19 protein-coding genes are annotated in these 21346 nt (G+C 57.4%); 12 read left to right on the top strand and 7 right to left on the bottom strand.

Annotation, left to right across the window (positions count from 1 at the left end; all coding sequences use genetic code 11):
* Positions 1-362 precede the first annotated feature (362 nt).
* From GGD90_RS01015 to GGD90_RS01005, 3 genes are all read left to right on the top strand, one after another.
* Complete coding sequence (locus tag GGD90_RS01015; protein ID WP_153115140.1) at positions 363-1205, top strand: DUF4238 domain-containing protein; 843 nt, start codon at positions 363-365, stop codon at positions 1203-1205.
* A 369-nt stretch (positions 1206-1574) separates the two neighbouring features.
* Positions 1575-2141, top strand: coding sequence for a hypothetical protein (locus GGD90_RS01010; RefSeq protein ID WP_153115141.1), 567 nt, complete (start codon positions 1575-1577; stop codon positions 2139-2141).
* Positions 2142-2146: 5 nt separating this feature from the next.
* Positions 2147-2665 carry a hypothetical protein gene (locus GGD90_RS01005; protein ID WP_153115142.1) on the top strand — a complete coding sequence of 173 codons (519 nt, stop codon included), beginning with the start codon at positions 2147-2149 and terminating at the stop codon, positions 2663-2665.
* A 511-nt stretch (positions 2666-3176) separates the two neighbouring features.
* On the opposite strand, the gene GGD90_RS01000 is transcribed toward GGD90_RS01005, so the two are convergent.
* The 7 genes from GGD90_RS01000 to GGD90_RS00970 form a co-directional block, all read right to left on the bottom strand.
* A protein-coding gene (locus GGD90_RS01000) for an IS3 family transposase (RefSeq protein ID WP_184414886.1) occupies positions 3177-4318 on the bottom strand; the annotation gives its coding sequence in 2 pieces (ribosomal slippage) (positions 3177-4060 and positions 4060-4318; 1143 coding nt in all).
* 392 nt (positions 4319-4710) lie between these two features.
* Complete coding sequence (locus GGD90_RS00995; protein WP_153117009.1) at positions 4711-5577, bottom strand: TniQ family protein; 867 nt, start codon at positions 5575-5577, stop codon at positions 4711-4713.
* Positions 5578-5589: 12 nt separating this feature from the next.
* Complete coding sequence (locus GGD90_RS00990) at positions 5590-6546, bottom strand: TniQ family protein (protein ID WP_184414885.1); 957 nt, start codon at positions 6544-6546, stop codon at positions 5590-5592.
* Positions 6536-7486: an AAA family ATPase gene (locus GGD90_RS00985; RefSeq protein ID WP_153117011.1), complete on the bottom strand. Its 951-nt coding sequence runs from the start codon at positions 7484-7486 to the stop codon at positions 6536-6538. The genes GGD90_RS00990 and GGD90_RS00985 overlap by 11 nt, the downstream gene beginning before the upstream one ends.
* Positions 7479-9440 (bottom strand): Mu transposase C-terminal domain-containing protein, encoded by a 1962-nt coding sequence (locus GGD90_RS00980; RefSeq protein WP_184414884.1) that lies wholly within the window; start codon positions 9438-9440, stop codon positions 7479-7481. The genes GGD90_RS00985 and GGD90_RS00980 overlap by 8 nt, the downstream gene beginning before the upstream one ends.
* Complete coding sequence (locus GGD90_RS00975; protein ID WP_153117013.1) at positions 9385-10071, bottom strand: hypothetical protein; 687 nt, start codon at positions 10069-10071, stop codon at positions 9385-9387. Before GGD90_RS00975 ends, GGD90_RS00980 begins: the two co-directional genes overlap by 56 nt.
* Positions 10072-10221: 150 nt before the next feature.
* Positions 10222-10494: a DNA-binding protein gene (locus GGD90_RS00970; protein ID WP_153117014.1), complete on the bottom strand. Its 273-nt coding sequence runs from the start codon at positions 10492-10494 to the stop codon at positions 10222-10224.
* 50 nt (positions 10495-10544) lie between these two features.
* Between GGD90_RS00970 and GGD90_RS00965 the strand changes: the two genes are divergently transcribed.
* From GGD90_RS00965 to GGD90_RS17940, 9 genes are all read left to right on the top strand, one after another.
* Entirely contained in the window at positions 10545-10994 is a 450-nt protein-coding gene (locus GGD90_RS00965; RefSeq protein ID WP_153117015.1) for a helix-turn-helix domain-containing protein, read from the top strand.
* Positions 10991-11791 carry a hypothetical protein gene (locus GGD90_RS00960; RefSeq protein ID WP_153117016.1) on the top strand — a complete coding sequence of 267 codons (801 nt, stop codon included), beginning with the start codon at positions 10991-10993 and terminating at the stop codon, positions 11789-11791. Before GGD90_RS00965 ends, GGD90_RS00960 begins: the two co-directional genes overlap by 4 nt.
* A 557-nt stretch (positions 11792-12348) precedes the next feature.
* On the top strand, positions 12349-12585 hold the full coding sequence (locus GGD90_RS00955) for a hypothetical protein (protein ID WP_153117017.1): 237 nt from the start codon (positions 12349-12351) through the stop codon (positions 12583-12585).
* A gap of 55 nt (positions 12586-12640) precedes the next feature.
* Entirely contained in the window at positions 12641-12946 is a 306-nt protein-coding gene (locus tag GGD90_RS00950) for a helix-turn-helix domain-containing protein (protein WP_153117018.1), read from the top strand.
* A complete protein-coding gene (locus tag GGD90_RS00945; RefSeq protein WP_153117019.1) occupies positions 12912-13859 on the top strand; it encodes a reverse transcriptase family protein in 948 nt (315 codons plus the stop codon). Before GGD90_RS00950 ends, GGD90_RS00945 begins: the two co-directional genes overlap by 35 nt.
* Positions 13860-14077: 218 nt before the next feature.
* Complete coding sequence (locus GGD90_RS00940; RefSeq protein WP_153117020.1) at positions 14078-16498, top strand: type I restriction-modification system subunit M; 2421 nt, start codon at positions 14078-14080, stop codon at positions 16496-16498.
* A complete protein-coding gene (locus GGD90_RS00935; protein ID WP_153117021.1) occupies positions 16489-17712 on the top strand; it encodes a restriction endonuclease subunit S in 1224 nt (407 codons plus the stop codon). The genes GGD90_RS00940 and GGD90_RS00935 overlap by 10 nt, the downstream gene beginning before the upstream one ends.
* Before the next feature lie 7 nt (positions 17713-17719).
* Positions 17720-20830, top strand: coding sequence for a type I restriction endonuclease subunit R (locus tag GGD90_RS00930; RefSeq protein ID WP_153117022.1), 3111 nt, complete (start codon positions 17720-17722; stop codon positions 20828-20830).
* The gene (locus tag GGD90_RS17940; RefSeq protein WP_265589158.1) at positions 20827-21330 is read left to right on the top strand and encodes a M48 family metallopeptidase; all 504 of its coding nucleotides are present in this window, start codon (positions 20827-20829) and stop codon (positions 21328-21330) included. Before GGD90_RS00930 ends, GGD90_RS17940 begins: the two co-directional genes overlap by 4 nt.
* Positions 21331-21346 lie beyond the last annotated feature (16 nt).

The raw sequence follows: 21346 nt of genomic DNA, 5'->3' as shown, positions 1-21346 counted from the left end.
GAGTTGTTGAGCTATCTCCGGTCAGCGGGGCTGTCAGCTGCGTAGGTGTCCGTAGCAAGCCGATTGCTCACAATATCGAGTTCCGCTCCTCGGCCAAAACGGACCTTGGGTCTTCGACCTGCATCGGACGGCTATGGGCTGCTTAACTGCCGCTCAGCCGCGAATGGTGGCCAATGGCTGCTTTCGTCAGCAGCTTAGGATGGCATCCGCCCCTTTCCGGGCAGTCGCGGTTTCTGAAAGCGGCCATTCAGAGGATAATCTGCTAATAGAAGGAGCAGTCGTTCGGCGTTGTAGGGTATGAATTGAAATACAGAACATTGCTGACATCTATTCGTAGCAACACGATAACTTAAGAGGAGAGCATGAGCATTGAGGTAAAGAAGCAGCACTATATTTGGGAGTATTACCTCAAGGGCTGGGCAACGGACGATCAAATCTGGAGCAAACGAGAAGATAAGATCTTTCGTACATCAACAGAGAATGTCGCACAGGAACGCTACTTTTATGAAATTGACCCGCTATCGGATGCTGAAATTAAACTGCTGATCGGGATGGTTATGAAAGGTCCCGCGATCAACCAGTTCGTGAACCGAGGTAGCCTTGCTACTTACCTAAGCATTGCCAATTCTGGCAACGAGTGGGCAAGATTCGGTCTTGAACAGTACCATGGGATGATTGAAAAGAATGCCTTCCCCGTTCTTAGTGCTTTAAGAGACAAAGATTTTGACGTTTTGAATGATAGGCAAAGCAAGATTCATCTTTGCATCTATCTCGGCCATCAATACACTCGAACTAAGAAAGCTAGAACCTCATTCATGAATCATCAAGGCCTGAGCATTCCAGAAGAGTACAAGGATTGCAATTTACACAAGGTGCAGAACGCCATGGGCTTCATCTTGGCAAACAGCATTGGAGGATCACTCTGTGACCATCTGGATTTGAGAGTGGTAGAAAACCATTCCGAAATCAAGCTCGTCACTTCTGATCAACCTATCTACAATCTTTTAGCCATTCCGGGCGATATCTCCAAAGAATCCTCGATCTATTTCCCTATAAGCCCGCATCTTGCATTGTGGGCAAAGAAGGGAATAAACAACGAGAGGATTGACGCCAAGGAAAGGGCTGAAGAGCTTAATACCTTTATAGCGAAGAACTCATTGGAGTTCATCTTTGCCTCAAGCAAAGATGAGTTGGCAGCACTCTGAATCGCCCCGGCTTTACTGGCCTTGGGTATTTTTCCAAAAACTTTGACGCGCTACGCGGAATACCTGCAAACACCTGACATCTACGATTCGCTCCGTTGTCTACGTGGCAACTCAACTGGAGATTCGAATCATGTCTAAGAAGTCCGCATCCACCTCTCGTACCCCGATGACCCCGAGTGCCGTAGCACGCATCCATTCTGCTGAAGCTCGCACTGGCAACGGTCAAGTATCCGCTGATAGCTTTACCGCACGTGCTCAGCGCACTGTAGCTGAATTTCTTGGCGGGCACTCAATACGATGTCATAATTGAAAGACTCTTCATCCAATGCTCGTTTCCACCATGCCCTTTGAACCGCTAACGACGTCCTGATGAGCACTTCTACCTCACGCACCTCACGATCCATGATGGAAGAGGCTCAGGCATGGAAGCAAACCGACCTTCACGACTTATGGCAGAAGGTAAAGGATAAAATCCCTGTTCCTAGTTGGACGCCAGGTAAACTGTTTGAGTATTTGGTGATTAGAGCTTTTGATGCCGAGGGGACCTCTGTCCGATGGCCCTACGAAGTAACGTATCCGCAAAAATTCGGCACGATGGAGCAAATCGACGGGATGGTTTTCCTTGATGGGAGGTCTTTTCTCGTTGAGAGTAAAGATTTGAGCGAGCCGGCTGCAATTGAAGCTGTCGCTAAACTGCGCTTCCGTCTAGAAAGTAGGCCTCCCGGGACAATGGCAGTTTTATTTAGCGTATCAGATTTCACACTGGCTACCGAGGTTTTCACCCAATTTGCATCTCCATTAAACATCCTTCTCTGGGGTAAGTCGGATCTCGATATTGCATTGCCTCATGCGACCATGACAGAAGGGCTACGCCAGAAGCTTGAGTATGCTACTGCGTACGGACTTCCACTTTTCCCTTTCGAAACCGATGAGTAAATCAAATGGTACATATTTACGTTGACGGGGAAACGGATTCTAGGCTAGTCCAGCTGCTGCTTGATGATTTGCGAACCGTTAGCTATCAAATCATCGTAGCAAACGGCCGTAATGCAATTCGGCCGCGGGCACGGAAAGCGTTACTTATGAAGCGTGTTCCCGTAGCGCTAATAGTTGACGCAGATACTACGGATGAACATCAAGCAGCCATGCAACAAAGAGAACTAGATGACTATCTCGCTTGGGGAAGCAATCATTCCGAGTACAAGGTTATACAGTTCATTCCAGAAATTGAAGTATTGTTTTTTGAAGCTCCAAAGACATTGGCTCTGCTCACTGGGCGTGAAATTTCAGCGGAGATGCAAGCAGCGGGCAAAGCTGCCCCAAGAAAGGTTCTTTCCACCCTTTTGAATATAAGGGACCGGGCTAAGTTATTCAGTTGCCTCAGCCAAGCCAATCTTGAGGAACTTCGTGCTCATCCGAAAATATCGGAACTTCGATCATTTATTCATTCAGCATCTTAGAGCGACTGCGGCAGCTAATCTTTGTGAGAGATAGCTTTTGGCCATGCCAAGTGCTAATTAATGAATCGCCCCTGTTTCTGTAGTCAGTATTGAGCCTCTTCTTCGTGGCCCACGATCAGGTGATGAGCGAGAAGCGGTTGAATAGCCGCTCCGGCTGAGATCCGGCCTCATGCCATAAGCTACAGGCGGGTGGTCGGCCTAAGCGGCCGGTCACGACAGTAACCGAATACGTCCGCTAAAGCCCGATTGCAGTCACCCAGAACAGGAGGATCGAGTGGCTGCTTGAGGCGAATACCTGTCTTTCGAGGAAGCAGGTTCGCATCAAATTCGCATCGGTGCGACAAGGGGAAGAGGGCAAAGTTAGGTCAGCGCGGACAACTAGGACCAGTCACTGAAGCCGGCGTCCCTGAAACGCTTGATTAGCTTTGCATTTGTTGTGTTTGGTGAGGTGCCCCCCGTAAACAGAGCCAACGGGAATTTAGTAAAGTCCGAATCTGAGGCTGCACCGGATTTAGTACCGGTCTAAGGTGGAAATTTCCGGCACCTGGAAGCCCTCCGGTGAGGGCTTGTTCCTGCACTGGCGGGCGAATTCGGCGGGTGTCATCCAGTTCAGCGCCGAATGGGGACGCTCCTCGTTGTAGTACCGCCGCCACGCCTCGATTTTGCCTTTCGCATCGTCCAGGGACAAGAACCAATGTTCGTTCAGACATTCCTCCCGGAAGCGACCGTTGAACGACTCGACCTTGGCGTTATCGGTCGGCTTCCCCGGCCGGGAGAAGTCCAGTTCCACCCGATTCTCGTAGGCCCACCGGTCCATCGCTTTCGAGATGAATTCGCTGCCATTGTCGACCTTGATGCTCTTCGGCAGCCCACGGCTGTGGCGCAGTTGCTCAAGAACACGCACAACATCCTCTCCCTTCAAGCTCTGGCCGACATCGATCGCCAAGCACTCGCTGGTGTAGTTATCGACAATCGGCAAGGTGCGAAGCCGACGGCCATCGAACAGTGCGTCAGCCACAAAGTCCATGCTCCAAATCTCGTTGATGGCCGAGGCGTGCCTCTTCGGCTGCCGCAGACGAGCCGCCTTGTTTCGCCGCGGCCGATGATGGCGTAACGACAGGCCCATCTCACGATACAGTCGATAGACCCGCTTGTGGTTGTCCTTCCAGCCTTCTCGCCTGAGCAGCACATGTACCCGTCGGTAGCCGTAATGCACGCGCGTCGAGGTGATTTCCTTGATGCGCATGATCAGCGGTGTGGCATCCCGAGCCTGGGAGCGATAGCCATAGACCGAGCGTGAAATCTTCATCACGCCGCACGCTTGGCGCTGGCTCGCCCCGAACCGGCTGATCAGATGATCGACGAGATCTCTGCGGCGAGAAGGCTTCAGAGCTATTTTGCGAGGACGTCCTGCAGCATGGCTTTGTCGAGCGAAAGATCGGCGACCAAGCGCTTGAGCTTGCTGTTCTCTTCTTCCAGTTGCTTCAGGCGCCGCAACTCCGAGGGGCCCAGCCCCCCGTACTTCTTGCGCCAGTTGTAGAAGGTCGCATCCGAGATGCCCATCTTCCTGCAGACCTCAGCCACCGGCGTGCCGACGTCCGCCTGCTTCAGGGCGAAGGCGATCTGTTCTTCCGTAAACTTCGATTTCTTCACCGCACAATCTCCTTTCAACATCACGAAAATTGTGCCGAAAATTCCAGCTCAAATTGGTACGAAATTTCGGTGTAGCCTCACACATCCAAGCGCCGATAATGACAGCATGCCGGTTTTCACTGGCCCGTCACGCTCCGCCAAGTAGCGACAACACGCACTTTCGATAATCAGCAGCAACACGCGAAAAGCGTGAACGCTTTGCCAGTTCCGCATTCGCTGCACAGTAGTCGTTCATGAAATGCAGCTTCACCGTCCGCTTTGGCCGATTACCGGTCCTCGGCCTTTGCTGCAGTTGGTGGGCTTACCTAGCTGCGTCCGTAACGCGTATGGCAGCTGACGATCACGATTTCAATCATAAGTTGGAACGAAAATCACCGGCCAGGTCACGAAGATCATCTATTTTCGCGCGCCGCATCTATAAGTTTGGACTTCGGCGTTAGATATCGATTGGCTATCCACCGAAATCTCCACCTTCTTTTCATGCGGGTGAACTGAGATTCATCGGCATCACCTCGGAACCACTCGGCGCTCAGAAGATCGATGGGCACCTCGAATGCTTTAAGGCTGATGTCCTCTCGAATTCCCGCTATGTCGTTCTTGACTATTCCGTTCGCGGAGTAGTACCCGTCGAATAGCGACGCGAGAAATGCGCGCCCCTGTACGAGGACCTTGCGCTGGATCGGCCAGTCAATACGTTCCTCATCTTTTATGAGTTGGCACGGAGCGAAACTTTTGAATGGGACTCCGCAGTATTGACATGCGTTGAACCAAGGGCGTCCGTTTTTGCCGGGGCTCGTCATTGCAAGGTCGACCAGACTGGACTGACGTTCGCCGCACATTCTGCATCGTGATTCAAGAATCGAATCGTGCTCGGGGCACCAGCGCCACGCGATAAAGCGCCAATGAATTGGGATATGTGGCGTGCGCATGCTCTTTACGCAAGCGGGGCAGAAATTGAACAGTGCCTTCGATCCTGCCTTATGCAGCAACAACGAGTCGCCCGTTGGCTCGATCTTCCTGAAGGACGTCATGACCCGTTCATGGACGAGTAGCGCAGTCGGGGGGAGCCCACACTGTCGCCGTATATCGCGTAGCACTTCGCCGATGACCATCCCATCGATTTTTCCCTTCAGTGCTGGATCAGCGCCGAAATGCTCGAGCGCTTCTCCGGTCGATATTCCCTGCGAGAGGGCGAAGCGGGATATCCACGAGCTCGCTGCTTCGAATGGCTGAGGCGCCGGAACATTGAAAAGTCTCATATCTGCTGCTCTTCAGAAAAACAGTTCCAACTGCCCGCGTTGCTGCTTCCCGCCGTGGCAGCGAGGAGACCGCCGGCCGACATAGGAGAGCAAGAGCGCGGCACATCGACGATCAGCAGAGGTGATACCGCTCCTTTTCATTTTCTCCAGGGTGGGTGTGTGAACGTAGGGCGACCAACGCCTGGCTTCGTGGGGGGCTCCATCAATTGAGGCGAGACGCTCGATGCCTCTTTGAATCTTTGCGCTCAGTTTGCTAGGCGTTACCTTTCGTGGCGAACTGACGCTGTCGTCCGGCCGCTCGTGCTCACCAAATGCGAGGACGAGCGACGTGCTCCCGTCGATGCTCAGGTTGTTCAGGAACGGCGGTATGCCGGCAATGTTGTTGCTCTCACTCGTGCGGGTTGTGTCGAGACGCAGATCAAGCCATTGCGTCCACGCAGAGGCGAGGGGCATTGCCTGCCAGGCGCCGATCGATAAATCTCCCTCGAGATATCGGCCACACTTGCAAAGGTCAATACTGGGCCGCAGCCAACTGATGGTCTTCGTGCATCGGCGGCAACTATCGATCAAAGGGCGTCCGTGCACGTAGCAGTAGGCGGCGCCGGGAAGAATCCAGACTCGATGACACCACCGCTTTTTGCGAAGACAGTCTGGGCAGACTTTCGCACTAATGTTGGCGTAGGCCGCGTGGCCTCCAAACAGCTGGCCAAAGTACTTAAAGCGTTCGGGCGTCTGAGCGTCCCGCATCAGCAGTCGCTCGGCCAACCAGTGTGGCTCGGCGTTGGTTGCCCGGGACAACGCAGCCGCTTGCTCAGGGGTGAGGAGCCGCCAGTCCTTGATGGAAAACAGCTCGCGAGCCTTGAGAAGCGAGACACCGTTCGCGGAAAAGGCGCGCAGCAGGAAGCCAAGCCCAGACTCGGAGTCAACGAATGGAACACGGATCGGGAGTGCCCTGATGTCACGCCACATAAGGATTTGGCGCTTCGCTCGCCGTCCCGGTGACGAGGGCGAACGCTCGCGCCAGATGCTCCTTGGCAACGGCTGCCGCACCTCCATCCGACGCAATCAAGACTGCCTCGACGATCAGACGGCGGAAGCGGCGACGGTTACCCATCGTAGCCGTGTAGGTTCTCTGCTGGATGTCTGGCAGTGTCAGGCAATCGAGCGCGATAGCTTTTGCCTGCCTTGCGAATGCGCACAGGAAACCTGCCCAGTATTCGTCGTTCCTGAATTCGGAGAGCGCCTCGCGGACTGTGACACGGCTTGCTAGCGCAGGGGCGACATCCTCTAGTCGCGTAAAGTTAGCGTCAGCGAGGAGGCACAGGCTGACGCCGGTTTGATCCATCAGTTCGACCAACAGGTCGGAGACGGTGGTTTCGTTTACATCCTTTCGTTTCTGTCCAGCTTGATAGCTTAGGGAATGGGCCTGGTCGATGAAGATGATCCGTGTGCCATGATGTTGAATGGATTCGAACGCGATATCGCGCATCGTGTGGACGTTGGTACGCTTGACGCTGGTGAACGGGTATTTCACGGCGCGCAGCATTGCGCCGACGGCCTGCGCGGTCGTCGGCGCTGTTCTCAGTCGGATCAACAGGGCGCCAAATCCGTGGTCAAAGAGGTCGGATTGCGGCAACGAGCGGATGAAATATTTCGCGACCGTGGTTTTCCCGCTGCCGGGTTCGCCCTTGATAAGGATTCCCTGGGGCGTGTTGAGCGTACGCGAGAGCTGGAAAGCACGGTCACAGGCAGCCAGACAGGCGCCGAACTGCGGGAAAAGGACGAAGACACGTTCGACGGCAGCAGCGATCTGCAGCGCTCCCGCACAGTACTGCTGCAATTGGCGTGAACGTGTCGTGCGTTCCTCGGCTTCGACGGGGTCAAAGTCGCCAAAATCAAAGTCATCCATTCGTCAGCTCAAAAATAAAGGCATCAAATTCCGGGGGCGTGCGGGGGACTACAGTTGCCGCATTGCCGTCGTCACTGGGGATCGGGATTGGAAGAGGGACTGGAGTGGGGGGCTGCGCTTGATTGAACACGCGCGCCGAGGTCACGCCGGAAAACCTGGCCGCCAGCTTCGCGTCGGCGGAAGATTTCTGGCTCACGTCCATCCAGAACTCATGGAGAGCAATGTATGCCCTGCGATAATCCTCTTCAGCTCCTTTGAGTTTCAACTCCTGGCGCATGAACTTGCGGATCAGCAGGTGTTGGTTCCAGGACAGGCCGGCGGTGTATTGTGGCCAGCGAGAGGCGCAGACGACCCAGTCCGATGTGATCGGATGCTGGACCCAAATCTGGTTGATGTCGTCAGGGTCCCATCGGACTTCCGTTTTGAAGCTCTTTCCGATCGCTTTGCGCATCGGCAGGAGTTCCGCGCCACCATAGGGGGTCCCATGTAGCTCGACACCGCCCTGATTGACCGTGAGCTTCTTGGATAGAGCGGTTGTCAGCCGGAGTAAGTTGCTGTCCGCCAGATAGTTCGCCGGCGGGCATCGCTCAATCCCCTCAAGCATCAGATCGTAGGGGCGAGCGAGTTTGCGGTCGTTGATCCGCATCGGGTACACGTCGACCATGTAGCGAATAAGTCCGATCACGAGATTGGAAAATGTGATCGTCGCAGTCGTCCGGGGATCTGCATCAATGACGTTCGCCAGCCGCTTGCGAATACGCCCGCCAGAAAGGGTCAGAAAGCCCAGGTCGGCCATGAATCGTTCAATGTGAGGCTTGGACCACGGGGTGCGAACTCGCGAGTAATACAGATCCATTCCGATGTCACGCGCCATTCGCCGGAATGCCATGGCGTGGAATTCGAGTCCGTTGTCCAGCTGCAGTCCATCGGGGATGCCGGCTGCGAGCCATCGTTGCTTCGTGCCGGCTATGCGGCAAACCTCGTCCTTTAACTGGATCGTTGCTCGCAAGACGCCGGAAATACTAGTTACGCCCGGGCCATAGAAGCTCAGATACATTCCGGCGGGATAGCCTGTTGTCGCGCAAATTGCAGCCGTCAGCAGGGGTCTCCCCAGCGGGATGCCTGTGCGGTCGCAAATGACCACCCAATCAAATGGTGTGTGATCCACCTCGACGCGCTCGAACGGGTACTGGGGATAGTCATCTCTCATGGGTGTGCGGCAGAGCATCCGCGCTCGAGCGAGTCCGTAGCGCCGCGCAATGACCTCGTATCGATCAAGGTCTTGCACGTAGCGCGCGACGGTTGATTTGCTGACTTTGGCCTGATCTATATCGAGTTTGCCCTGGGCGGCGAGCTTTCGAGCTTCGGCGTTGATCACGATGCTTGTGTGTTCGAGGGACTTGCGATCCTCTGTCAGGTACTCTGCACGGATTTTTTCCAGGATAAGTGCATGCATGACGCTGTGCATGCGTTTCGGGCTCCTGCGGCCGTAGTTCCGGCTCGCCAGCGCACGTGCGCTTTTGTTGCTGTTTTCGTAGCGGCGAGCCCACGCCAGCACAGTGCTCGGCGCCGGCGGTTTCTTATCCTTGATGAACGCAGCGACCCGTTCGATCGCCTTGGGGACCAGTTTACGGTTGCCGCGAGTGATCCCCAGCTTCGCCATGCCCATGACGTAGGCGTAGCGCCGGTCGATCTCTGTTTGCACGTGTTCCGGGAGCGAGGAGCTTTCGTACGCGTCTATGACCGTGCCAGACGCCCCTTTTGCGAGCGCGGGAAAGACCACGGAGTACTTTCCTGCTTCGATATCCTTCAGTAGTTGGTACTTGCGCAGGGTTTGGGGCCGGCGTGTTTCAACATCTTCAAATTGGTACTCGTCGTCAGATAACTCCCTGACGAGCTCAATAGTCCTGGTCCCATGGCGTAGCGCCAAGCCAGCGACGAACGAGAATCTCATCTGCGGTCTCCTTTGAGTCATTCAAAGTGTTGACGATTGCTGACGCATCCGTTTGCAGCAGGGGGCCGGTGGTCAGCTTGCCTGTGGCAACGAGCGCCAGGATTAGATGGATAGGCACTTGTGCCTTACGCGCGAGCGAGCCGACGGGGATGCCGTGAGGGTAGGACGCGGCGATGGAGATGATTTTGTCCGCGTGTGATGTTGCGACTTGCTGCTTCGCGTAGCGGGTGAGGAGTTTTGCCCGCGTGTGGATGCCGTGGTGTCGCAGTTCAGCCTCGGTCACCACGAAATAGATGTAGCCACGCTCCCGGAGGAAGCAGGCGGCGTCATCGAACAGCTCGGTGTATTTGGCGTCGATCCGCATGGACATCTTGGTTTCGACGACCGCCTTGAAGCCACTGGAGTCGAAAAAAAGCAAGAAGTCTGGTGTGTAACCTTTGGGCGAGATCGGCAACCGAAACGGCTGGTGGAAGACTTTTGGATGCGACGGCATCAACGCCGCGCGCCGGATGAAGTCTGACTCGAGCGTCGACTCGGCCTCAACGTAATTATTGAGGATGCCGCCGGCAATAACCGCTGCAACACCATGCGATGGCGAGCGCGTGATGACCTTACGGTCGGATTTCTCCATTCCGTGTTCTCCGGATCAAGGGCAAAGCAGCCCCGTTACCCTCAAAAGGGCTTGACCGGACGACACAAAGGGGAAATACTTTAGGTGCCAGCCGATAGGTATTCCCTGTCGGGACGCCGGTCTTCTGCGAGGGAGGTCGGCGTTTTTATTTCATGGCTTGGCTCCTTCATCACGCGTGGTTTCGGCATCCTGGCCGGCTAACGTCGGCGCGGGTTTGAGTCCCAGTGCTACAGCGATTCTGTGCGCTTCGCCTCGTCGGGCACGCAGTCGGCCCGCCAAAAGTGAATAGGTCGTCGCCGGGCTAAAGCCGTTGCTGGCTGCCCACTCGGCGATCGTCTCGCCACGCGCCCAAAAGCGTTGCCGAACCGCAGCAAGATCGGCCTCGCGAATTTGATCAAATTGGGTCGGGTCTGCGCTGTTCATGACGGGTATGCTACGCTATACCATCGCAAAATCAAGAACGAGTTGAGGACATGGCGAAGTCTCAAGTGGACGATGAGCGACAACGTGCGCGCGCCCTCACCGGAGAACGTCTCCGGTCCGCCCGCGAGACCAACGGTTTTTCTCAGCGACAAGTCGCGGAGGTCTTAGGCCTTACTAAGCTGTCCGTGCTCCAGTACGAGGCGGGTCGAACGACATTCCCTACCGACCTGTTGCCTCGCTTGGATTTGCTAGGGATCGATAGTGCATGGGTGGCAACCGGCATTCCTTCACTTGAGCGGAAGGAATCCCGTGGGGTGTTTTCAGAGGTTCTGACGTGGGTGCGCAGGGAGGCGGCTATCCACGAGCTTCAGGTTTCCCCAGAGCAGGAAGTCGACCTGGCATGGTTCGTTTTTCGACGGTTGTCCCCGCAGTCAGACGTTGGTGGCCTGTCCCCAGCAGTGTTTGAGGAAGCCCTTGAAGCCGCCGAGGTTGGCCTGTGAGCGAAGCTAACGAGGATAGACAGCGCGAAGATGCCGCGATGCTCTCGACTGCCGTGATAACAGGGTTGTCATCCGGTCGTGCTGGGGTGCGAGCAAGGATCGAAACGCATCCCGGCGAAGCCCTTGGGAAGGCTATTGATGGCAATCCACTGTTGCAATTGGCGGTCATCAGGTCGACACGCGTCTCGGCCGGCGCTTGGTTAACACAGCCCTGGAACGCCCGGCGGGTGGTGCAACTCCAGTCGGCGCTGCGGGCGAGTGACGCCCCTGTGGATGTTCGCCCCGGGGAACTGGCCAAGGCGTTTCGGGCCGCAACATTGGTTCGTTATGGGGTCGCCGTCAATCATCGCCGGTATCGAATCTTGCGCGGTCTCGTGGTGGACGGCGCTTTGAACGATTCTCGTCTTGCCCAGTTGCTTCGCTATCCGACAATCTGGTGGGGTACGGGGGTTCAGCTTACTCCGGAGGATGGTGTCGTCGTTCGGAGCCTTAAGCGGCTTTGGCGACTTGGGCGGCCCGCGGAAGGGGAACTGGTCATCGCCAGGTTTTCGCCTTTCACGCGGGGCGTGTTGAATCTGGCTTCCGTTGCCGCGCTCGCCTTGCTGGCGTACGTGTTCTTTGCGGTGATCCTCACTCTCATCCGATCAGGGCCGACGCACGAAGCCGCTGTATTTTCGTACTTTGGTGCGCAGGTGGCACTTTTGGCCGCAGGGCTGCTTTGGTTGGGACCTTGTGCTGATCGGGCGGCGCGGGAGTTGTCGAGGTACCTCCGGTCCGCAGGGCAGTCGGCGGCGTAGCTGTCCGTAGCTAGTCGATTGCTCACGATGGTCGAATGCCGCTCCTTGGCCTTTGCTTACGCAGGGAAACATCCTGAGATACGTCAGCAATGCGCCCGGGTGCTGCCGGTAATTCGGCTCTGGGGTGGCGCCCCGCTTGGCTGACGCCGACTGTGCCGATACTTTATGCAGAAGATAATTTAATTGACCGTCAGTCAAAATAAATTGACTTTGTTGGGGCGGTCTGTTTTAATGCTTCTAGGCTAGGCGTACCGCCTAGGCTCGTTCTTTAAGAATTTCTTCGTTTCCCGCGAAAACGAAAGGTCAGTGTTGCAATGCTTGGCTTGTCCAGGCCGCTCTGACGTCCAGTGTTAGAGATTATTCGGTGCCGCTGAGCCGGTAGTTCGGTCCAGCGGCGGGAGCCGGTCGCAGTGCGCAGTGCCACGCGCAACGAGCGATGACGGGGCTTCCTTGGTTCCGAAAAGACTGGTGTTGGGCTTGCGCATCGGGTTGGCTCCTTTCGGCCGCTCGCTTTTCTACGGGGCTTCGGCGACTTGCCGAGATGACGGAGAAATCCAATGAAACATGATGTCTTGAAGAACAACATCGCAACGCTCCAAAAGCTGCGCGATGTGCATCACAGCCAACTCGATGCTGGCGCTCTGGCAGAACTCGATGACGTACTCCAAAAGCTCAAAAGGCTTGCGGAGGAAGAAAGGCCGGAAATCCCGCTGGGCGAACTTGCCCTTCGGGTACTCCAAATCATCGATACCGTAATGACGTTGGTGACTAATCTCACCGACCTGCTGCGGTAAATGGAATGAGCCAAGACGCAGCAAGCCCAATATTTGCTTTTTGCGGACGAAAGAAATGAACGTAGGACAAGCGATCAAGATGTGCCGTACCCGCCGAGGTGTTTCGCAGTCGGATCTGGCTCGTCGTGCCGAGTGCTCCGTTTCTTATCTGTGCTTGTTGGAAAACAACAAGAGGGATCCCACGCTGTCAACCCTGACGAAGGTTGCTCAGGCGCTTAACGTACCGGTCGGGATACTGTTTTTCCTGGCTGCGGAACATGGCGAACTGACTGGCATGGACAAAGAACTTGCTGGCGAGCTCGCTCGCACCGCGCTGGAACTGCTTAGTGAACCGGTTGCCGACCAGTTCCCCCTTGTATAGCGGGCAAGCGATACGCCGTATCGAATCGCTGGGCAAGGCTCTACGCTTTTCGCCGCAGCGGCTGGGCTATCTGGGCAACAACGCAGATCGGCTGTATCGCATCGCTCACGAGATCGAGAAAAGTGATGGCAGCAAGCGAGTCACATTTGACGCGAAACCCGCCCTGAAAGAAGTCCACCGACGCATCAAGAGTGAGATTCTTGATCGAGTCACCTTCCCCCTTTACCTCACCGGCAGCATCAAAGGCCGGGACTACAAGACCAATGCCGAACTGCACGTGGGCGCAGCACTCGTCATCACGGAAGACATTGGGAGCTTCTTTCCGTCGACAACCACGGCCCACGTGTTCGATGTGTGGCGAAATTTTTTCAGGTTCTCGGACGAAGTTGCACGGTTGCTGACTGCACTGACCACACGGAATGGCGAGTTGCCGCAGGGGGCAATCACCAGCCCGCATCTTGCCAACCTAGTTTTCTGGCGGGACGAGCCGGCGCTGCATGACCGTTTTGCAGCAGACGGGATCGTCTATTCACGCTTTGTCGACGATATTGCCGCATCATCGAAAACGCCAATTCCACCTGAGCATAAGAACGAGATCGTTCGTCTGATCTTCGGCCTCATGTTACGGAGAGGGTACAAACCCAAGCGCGAGAAGCATGACCTAAAAACTGCCGGCCAACAAATGACTGTCACGAAGCTCACGGTCAATCAATTGCCAGGACTTCCGAAGGCCGAGAGGGGGCGAATCCGGGCGGCTGTAGACCATCTGGAGCGCCTCGCAAGCCGAGGCCCTCTTTCTGCGGAGCAATGGCGAGAACACGCATCTGTTTCAGGTCGAGTGACCCATCTTGCGAGATTTCACCCCGGCGAGGCTGCAGGGCTCAAGGCACGGCTGAAGATGCTGCATCCTTAGGCGTTGCCAGCGTGGCAAGGTAGCCGGTCTGGCGATTAACTGGATGAAAACGGCTCATGTCTCAGATTGGCTTCGATGGGCGCGCTTCTATCATCTGAGCTGCCAGGCGATAGTCCGACAGGCTGCCAGGAGGGGCGGCAGCGCACGCGCCGACCTTCGGCTCACGCGTCCTATGGGTTAGAGTTGTCGGTTTCGTCGAATGACAACCGAAATATCCCGTGCCTATCAAGAAATCTGATCTTTACTCCTCCCTTTGGGCCTCTTGTGATGAACTGCGTGGCGGCATGGATGCCAGCCAGTACAAGGACTACGTCCTGTTCATGCTGTTTATCAAGTACATCAGCGACAAGTACGCCGACAGCGACGACTTCGCGCCACCCGTGGTCATTCCCAAGGGCGCCAGCTTCGCGGACATGGTCGCCCTCAAGGGCAAGAGTGACATCGGCGACAAGATCAACACCCAGATCATCCAGCCGCTGATTGACGCCAACGCCCGCCTGGCCCGCAGCGACTTCCCGGACTTCAACGACCCCAACAAGCTGGGCGAAGGTTCGGCCATGGTGGAACGGCTGTCCAACCTGGTCAGCATCTTCCAGAAGCCGGAACTGGACTTCTCGGAGAACCGCGCCGAGCACGACGACATCCTCGGCGATGCCTATGAATTCCTCATGCGCCACTTCGCCCAGGATTCCGGCAAGAGCAAGGGCCAGTTCTACACCCCGTCCGAAGTCAGCCGGGTGATCGCCAAGGTGATCGGCATCTCACCCGAAAACACCAAGGCCGCCACCACTGCCTACGACCCGACCTGCGGCTCGGGTTCGCTGCTGCTCAAGGTCGCTGCCGAAGCCGGCAACAAGATCACCCTGGAAGGACAGGAAAAGGACGTCACTACCGCCGGTCTGGCACGGATGAACATGATCCTGCACGACTTCCCCACCGCCAACATCCTCTCCGGCAACACGCTGGCGGCGCCCAAGTTCAAGGATGGCGAAGGTCTGCGCACCTACGACTACGTGGTCGCCAATCCACCGTTCTCCGACAAGACCTGGAGTACCGGCCTCACCCCGGAAGACGACCTCTACCAGCGCTTCGGCTGGGGCGTACCGCCGGCCAAGCAGGGTGATTACGCCTATCTGCTGCACATCGTCCGTAGCATGAAGGCCAACGGCAAAGCCGCTTGCATCCTGCCCCACGGCGTGCTGTTCCGCGGCAATGCCGAGGCGGTCATCCGCCAGCAGCTGGTCCGTTCCGGCATCCTCAAGGGGATCATCGGCCTGCCGGCCAACCTCTTCTACGGCACCGGCATCCCCGCCTGCATCCTGGTGCTGGACAAGGAAAACGCCGCCGCTCGCAAAGGCGTGTTCATGATCGACGCCGCCAAGGGCTACATCAAGGACGGCAACAAGAACCGCCTGCGCGAGCAGGACATCCACAAGATCGTCGATACCTTCACCCGGCAGATCGACAGCCCGCGTTACGCCCGCATGGTGCCCTTCACCGAGATCGCCGACGCCAAGAACGATTTCAACCTTAACCTGCCGCGCTACATCGACAGCAGCGAGCCGGAAGACCTGCAGGACATCGATGCTCACCTTAACGGCGGCATCCCGGAGCGGGACATCGACGCCTTTGCCGCCGACTGGCAGCAGATGCCCGGCCTACGCGCCGCGCTGTTTGAGTCGGCCGGCCGCCCTGGCTACGCCCGCCTCAAGCTGCCGGTGGGCGAAATCAAGGCCGCCATCCTCGGCCACGGCGAATTCATCGCCTTCACCGACAAGGTGAACGCTCTGTTCGGCAAATGGTGCGAAGCCATCACGCCGCGCCTGACCGGCTTCGGTCAGAACGACCACCCCAAGGCTCTGATCGGCACCGTCTCCGAAACCCTGCTCGCCGCTTTCCAGGCTTCGCCCCTGCTCGACCCCTACGACGTTTATCAGCACCTGATGGACTACTGGGCCGAAACCATGCAGGACGACGCCTACCTGATCGCCGCCGATGGCTGGGTCGCCAAGCCGGCGCGCATCGTCGAAACCGACAAGAAGGGCAAGCAGAAGGACAAGGGCTGGGCCTGCGACCTGATCCCCAAGCCCTACCTCGTCGCCCGCTACTTCGCATCGGAACAGGCGACGCTGGATGCTAGGCAGGCCGAACTGGAAGCCATCGCCGGCCAGATCGCCGAACTGGAAGAGGAGCACCGCGGCGAGGATGCCGTCTTCGCCGGCTTCGACAAGATCAACGCTGCCCACGTGAAGGAGCGCGTCAAGGAGATTGGCAACGATCCCGAGGCCAAGGACGAACTGGCGGTGTTGAAGCAATGGCTCAAGTTGAGCGAAAAGGAAAGCAAGCTCAAGAAAGCCGTCAAGGAACTGGATGCCCAGCTCGATCAACTGGCCCATGACCATTACGCCAAGCTCAGCGTGGCGGAGATCAAGACCCTGGTGGTGGACGACAAATGGCTGGCCCGACTGGCTGTCGACCTACAAGGTGAGCTCGACCGCGTCGGCCAGACCCTGACTGCCCGCATCCGCGAACTGGCTGAACGGTATGCGACGCCGCTGCCGCAGCTGGTGGACGAGGTCGGGGCGCTGTCGGCTAGGGTGGAAGAACACCTCAAGAGCATGGGGGCAGCGTGGAATTGAGACCGGGATATAAGCAGACAGAGGTCGGGATCATTCCGGAAGACTGGGTTGCTTCGACCATTGGCGGCGTTGCTACGTTTGCAGGTGGCTCACAACCACCGAGGTCCACATTCAAGTTTTCGCCAACACCCGGCTATGTGCGACTGATCCAAATCCGGGATTACAAGACGGACGAATACGCATCTTTCATTCCTGAGGCTATGGCGCGAAAAAGATGCACTGCTGGGGACATCATGATTGGGAGATATGGGCCGCCCATCTTCCAAATCCTCCGTGGCATTGAGGGCGCATACAACGTCGCACTGATAAAGACCACGCCGAAGGACGTAATCTCACGGGAATTTTTATTTCACGTTCTGACGCAAGAAAAGCTCTTCCAGCTTATTGATTCGCTTTCGCGTAGGTCTTCCGGCCAGACGGGGGTCGAGATGCCTGCCCTCAAAGCATTTGGACTTCCGCTCCCGCCACATACCGAACAGCGCGCCATCGCCACCGCCCTGTCGGATATGGATGCGCTGCTCGACGGACTGACCCAGCTGATCGCCAAGAAGCGCGACCTCAAACAGGCCACCATGCAGCAACTCCTCACCGGCCAAACCCGCCTGCCGGGGTTTGGCGGGGAGTGGGAAGTGAAGCGAATTGGAGAATTTACGGACTGCACTGCCGGGGGCACGCCAAGCACAAAGATTGCAGAGTATTGGAACGGTGCCATTCCGTGGATGAATTCTGGCGAGTTGAACCTCAAGCAGGTTTATGCGGTTGAGGGCAGGATCACAGAAGCCGGTCTTGCGAATTCGAGCACCAAGATGATTCCCGCTAAGTGTGTTTTGATTGGCCTAGCGGGGCAAGGCAAGACACGCGGCACGGTTGCAATGAACCACTTTGAGCTTTGTACGAATCAATCGATTGCTGCAATTTTCCCAAACGAATCTTTCATTCCTGAGTACCTCTACTACAACCTTGACAATAGGTACGATGAACTACGCGAACTATCCACGGGTGATGGCGGGCGAGGCGGCTTGAATCTGAGGATAATCAAGTCGATTTCTTTGCCATTTCCCCCTGTCACCGAACAATCCGCCATCGCGACCGTCCTCTCCGACATGGATGCCGAACTGGCAGCCCTCGAAGCCCGCCTCGAAAAAACTCGCGCCTTGAAGCAAGCTATGATGTCGGAACTGCTGACTGGTGAAGCCCGACTCCCCACCGCATAGGCCGCCCATGCTTGAACAGCCGCGCTCCGAACGTAAAACCCAGAATCGCGTCATCGCGCTCTTTACGGATACTTCGCGCTCGGACTGCCTCGGCTACGAATACCTGAGGGACTGGAACAAGCGGGAAAACAACCGACCCATCGAAACCGAACTACTGCGCGCCAATCTACAACAGCGCAGCTATTCCGATGCCCACATCGCCGCCGCCCTGCAGAAACTGCTGACGGCGGCCGACAGCACCGGCATCACCCTCTACCAGGCCAACCTGCGCACCTACCAGTTGCTGCGCTATGGCGTCGATGTGCAGGTGGCCGCCGGCCAGCCCCACGACAAAGTGCACCTGATCGACTGGACCACCCCGGCCAACAACCACTTCGCCCTGGCCGAGGAGGTGACGCTCAAGGGCGGCTACCAGCGTCGGCCAGACATCGTGCTCTACATCAACGGCATCGCCATCGCGGTGCTGGAACTCAAGCGCAGCTCGGTGGAAGTGGCCGACGGGGTGCGCCAGCTGATCACCAATCAGGAAGAAATCTTCAACAAGGGTTTCTTCAGCACGGTGCAGCTGGTGCTGGCGGGTAGCGACTCGCAAGGCTTGCGTTATGGCACCACCGGCACGCCGGAGCAGTTCTTTGTCGAATGGAAGGACGAAGCGCCGCCCGCTGCCGGGGTTACGCCAGAAGCCGGCAGCCTGCTCGACCGGCCGCTAGCGCAGCTCTTTGACAAGACCCGGCTGCTCGACCTGATCCGCAACTTCATCATCTTCGATGCCGGCCAGAAGAAGGTGCCGCGCCAGCACCAGTTCCAGGGCGTCAAGGCGGCTCAGGAGCGCGTCGCCAAGCAGGAAGGCGGGGTGATCTGGCACACCCAGGGCAGTGGAAAGAGCATCCTGATGGTGTTGATCTCCAAGTGGCTGCTGGAACACGATCCAGAGGCTCGCATCCTGGTCATCACCGACCGGGATGAGCTGGACAAGCAGATCGTCGGCGTCATGCGCAACGCCGAGGTGATCGGCGAGGATGCCGCTTCGCCGCGCATCACCTCCCGCGCCGAGCTGATCGAGAAGCTGGGCGCCACCACGCCGCGCCTGCTCTGCGCGCTGATCCACAAGTTCGACACCACCGACCTGAAGGGCGAGCCGCCCCGGGTTCATGGCCGTTTCTACGTCTTCGTTGATGAATGCCACCGCACACAGGGCGGCGACATGAATAAGCAGATGAAGCGCTGGCTGGAAGGGGCGATCTTCATCGGCTTCACCGGCACGCCACTGCTACGCAAAGACAAGCAGATGACGCGGGACGTGTTCGGCACCTACATCCACACCTACAAGTTCCATCAGGCGGTGGCCGACAAGGTAGTGCTGGACCTGAAGTACGAGGCCCGGGACGTGCCCCAGCGCCTCGGCTCACGCAAGGCCATCGACCAGTGGTTCGAGCATAAGACGAAGAACCTCAACAACTTCCAGAAGTCGATCCTGCGCAAGCGCTGGGCGACGATGGAAGAACTGATGAGCGCGGAAGAGCGCAAGGCGCGCATCGTCGCCGACATCATCCAGGACTTTGCCCTGAAGCCCCGGCTCAACAACGACCGTGGCACGGCCATTCTGGTGGCGGCCAGCATCTACGATGCTTGCCATTACTACCGCATCTTTCAAACCAAAACCTTCGGCCAGTATTGCGGCCTCGTCACCTCCTTCGAGCCCAACCACAACGCGATTTCCCGCGAGCCGGCCAACAGTGACGAGCGCTACAAGTTCGACACCTACACCCAGCATGTGCTAGCCCAGGGCCAGACCACCAAGCAGTACGAGGACGAGGTCAAGCGCCGCTTCAAGGACGAGCCGGCCAACCTGAAGCTGCTGATCGTGGTCAGCAAGTTACTGACCGGCTTCGATGCGCCCAGCTGCACCTACATCTACCTGGACAACGAGCTGCGCGACCACAACCTGTTCCAGGCCATCTGCCGCACCAACCGGCTCGATGGCGACGACAAGGATTACGGCCACATCGTCGATTACAAGGAGCTTTTCGGGGACGTGCAGCAGGCCATCGCCGTCTATAGCTCCGATGAGCTGGACATCGACGCCGGCAACGGTGGCGAGAATAACGTCCCGCTCAAGAACTGGCTGGTGGAAGGTAAGAAACAGCTGGACGATGCCCGGCAGGCACTGCATTACCTGTGCGAGCCGGTGCCGCAACCCCGGGAGGTGGAGCAGTACCTGCACTACTTCTGCGGCAATGCGGCCAACCCCAATGCACTGAACGAAACCGAGCCGCTGCGCGTATCGTTCTACAAGGCCGTGGCGCTTTTCACCCGGGCCTATGCCGATCTGGCCCAGAACCTGAGCGAAGCCGGTTATACAGACGCCGAGGCGGAGAAGCTGCAAAGTGAAGTGGAGTTCTACGCCGAAATCCGCGCCGCCATCAAAAAGCATTCCGGCGAGGAACTGGACATCAAGCCCTACGAGGCGGACATGCGCCACCTCATCAACACCTACATTCAGGCTGATACGGCCGAGGAACTGGGTGAGTTGGGCGAGTTGTCGCTGACCGAGTTGATCATCGAAACCGGCATCCATGACGCCATCGCCCGAAAGCTCAACGAGAAGGGCAAGCTGACCAAGAACGCCATTGCCGAAGGCATCATCAACAACGTCCGCAAGACCATCATCCGCGACCAGCTGACCGACCCGAAGTTTTACGATCAGATGTCAAAGCTGCTGGACGATCTGATCAAGCAGAGCCGGGACGATGCGGCGGCCTATGAAGAATTCCTGAAGAAGGCCGAGGAACTGGTGCGCAAGCTGGCATCGAAACAGCCCCAGGCTGGTGTGCCTGCCGTGCTGCATGGCAACCGGGAGGCCACGGTGCTGTTCAACAATCTGGCCTCCATTCCTTGTGTGCAGTTCCAATGTCCGACTGAGGATGACGACAAGGCGGAACTGGCCTTGCAGATCGACCGTGCCATTCGCGAGCAGGCGCCGGCCGGCTGGCAGGATGATGCCGACGGGCCCCGTGGCGTCCAGGTACTGAACGCGCTCTTCCCGCTGTTCAACCGGGACCGCGCCGCAACCAAGGCCATGTTCGAGATCGCCAAGAGCCAGCAGGGTTATCTGTGACGGAAAGCATCCAGCTGGGTGATCTGACCATCGAGGTCACCCGCAAGGCGGTCAAGAACGTGCACCTTTCGGTTCATCCGCCTGCCGGGCACGTCACCTTGGTGGCACCGACCAGCACCCGCCTGGAAGTGGCCCGCGCCTACGCCATCTCCAAACTGGGCTGGATACGCGACCAGCAGGAAAAACTACAGGCCCAGGCCCGGGAAACGCCGCGCCAGTTCGTCGAGCGGGAGAGCCATTACCTATGGGGACGGCGCTATCTGCTATCGGTTGTGGAGCAGGACGCCAAGCCGGGTGTGAAGCTGGATCACCGGCGCATCACGCTGATGGTCCGCCCCGGCAGCAGTCCGGAAAAACGCGAGGAAGTCATGCTCGACTGGCATCGTGCGCTGCTGCACCAGACGATACCTGCGCTGATTCAGAAGTGGCAGCCTGTACTAGGCGTCACGGTCAGCGCCTACTTCCTGCAGCGGATGAAGACCAAGTGGGGGGGGCTGTAATCACCGGGCAGGCACG

This window comes from Rhodocyclus tenuis, from assembly GCF_014197755.1.
Lineage (GTDB): Bacteria > Pseudomonadota > Gammaproteobacteria > Burkholderiales > Rhodocyclaceae > Rhodocyclus > Rhodocyclus tenuis.
This window is presented reverse-complemented; position numbering and strand designations above follow the sequence as displayed.

Excerpts from the sequence above, each read along its gene's own strand:
- GGD90_RS00990 (WP_184414885.1), bottom strand. The coding sequence starts at position 6,546 with ATGTGGCGTGACATCAGGGCACTCCCGATCCGTGTTCCATTCGTTGAC.
- GGD90_RS01015 (WP_153115140.1), top strand. The coding sequence starts at position 363 with ATGAGCATTGAGGTAAAGAAGCAGCACTATATTTGGGAGTATTACCTC.
- GGD90_RS00970 (WP_153117014.1), bottom strand. The coding sequence starts at position 10,494 with ATGAACAGCGCAGACCCGACCCAATTTGATCAAATTCGCGAGGCCGAT.
- GGD90_RS00955 (WP_153117017.1), top strand. The coding sequence starts at position 12,349 with ATGAAACATGATGTCTTGAAGAACAACATCGCAACGCTCCAAAAGCTG.
- GGD90_RS00975 (WP_153117013.1), bottom strand. The coding sequence starts at position 10,071 with ATGGAGAAATCCGACCGTAAGGTCATCACGCGCTCGCCATCGCATGGT.
- GGD90_RS01010 (WP_153115141.1), top strand. The coding sequence starts at position 1,575 with ATGAGCACTTCTACCTCACGCACCTCACGATCCATGATGGAAGAGGCT.
- GGD90_RS00930 (WP_153117022.1), top strand. The coding sequence starts at position 17,720 with ATGCTTGAACAGCCGCGCTCCGAACGTAAAACCCAGAATCGCGTCATC.
- GGD90_RS00995 (WP_153117009.1), bottom strand. The coding sequence starts at position 5,577 with ATGAGACTTTTCAATGTTCCGGCGCCTCAGCCATTCGAAGCAGCGAGC.
- GGD90_RS00950 (WP_153117018.1), top strand. The coding sequence starts at position 12,641 with ATGAACGTAGGACAAGCGATCAAGATGTGCCGTACCCGCCGAGGTGTT.
- GGD90_RS01005 (WP_153115142.1), top strand. The coding sequence starts at position 2,147 with ATGGTACATATTTACGTTGACGGGGAAACGGATTCTAGGCTAGTCCAG.
- GGD90_RS00985 (WP_153117011.1), bottom strand. The coding sequence starts at position 7,486 with ATGGATGACTTTGATTTTGGCGACTTTGACCCCGTCGAAGCCGAGGAA.
- GGD90_RS00965 (WP_153117015.1), top strand. The coding sequence starts at position 10,545 with ATGGCGAAGTCTCAAGTGGACGATGAGCGACAACGTGCGCGCGCCCTC.
- GGD90_RS00980 (WP_184414884.1), bottom strand. The coding sequence starts at position 9,440 with ATGAGATTCTCGTTCGTCGCTGGCTTGGCGCTACGCCATGGGACCAGG.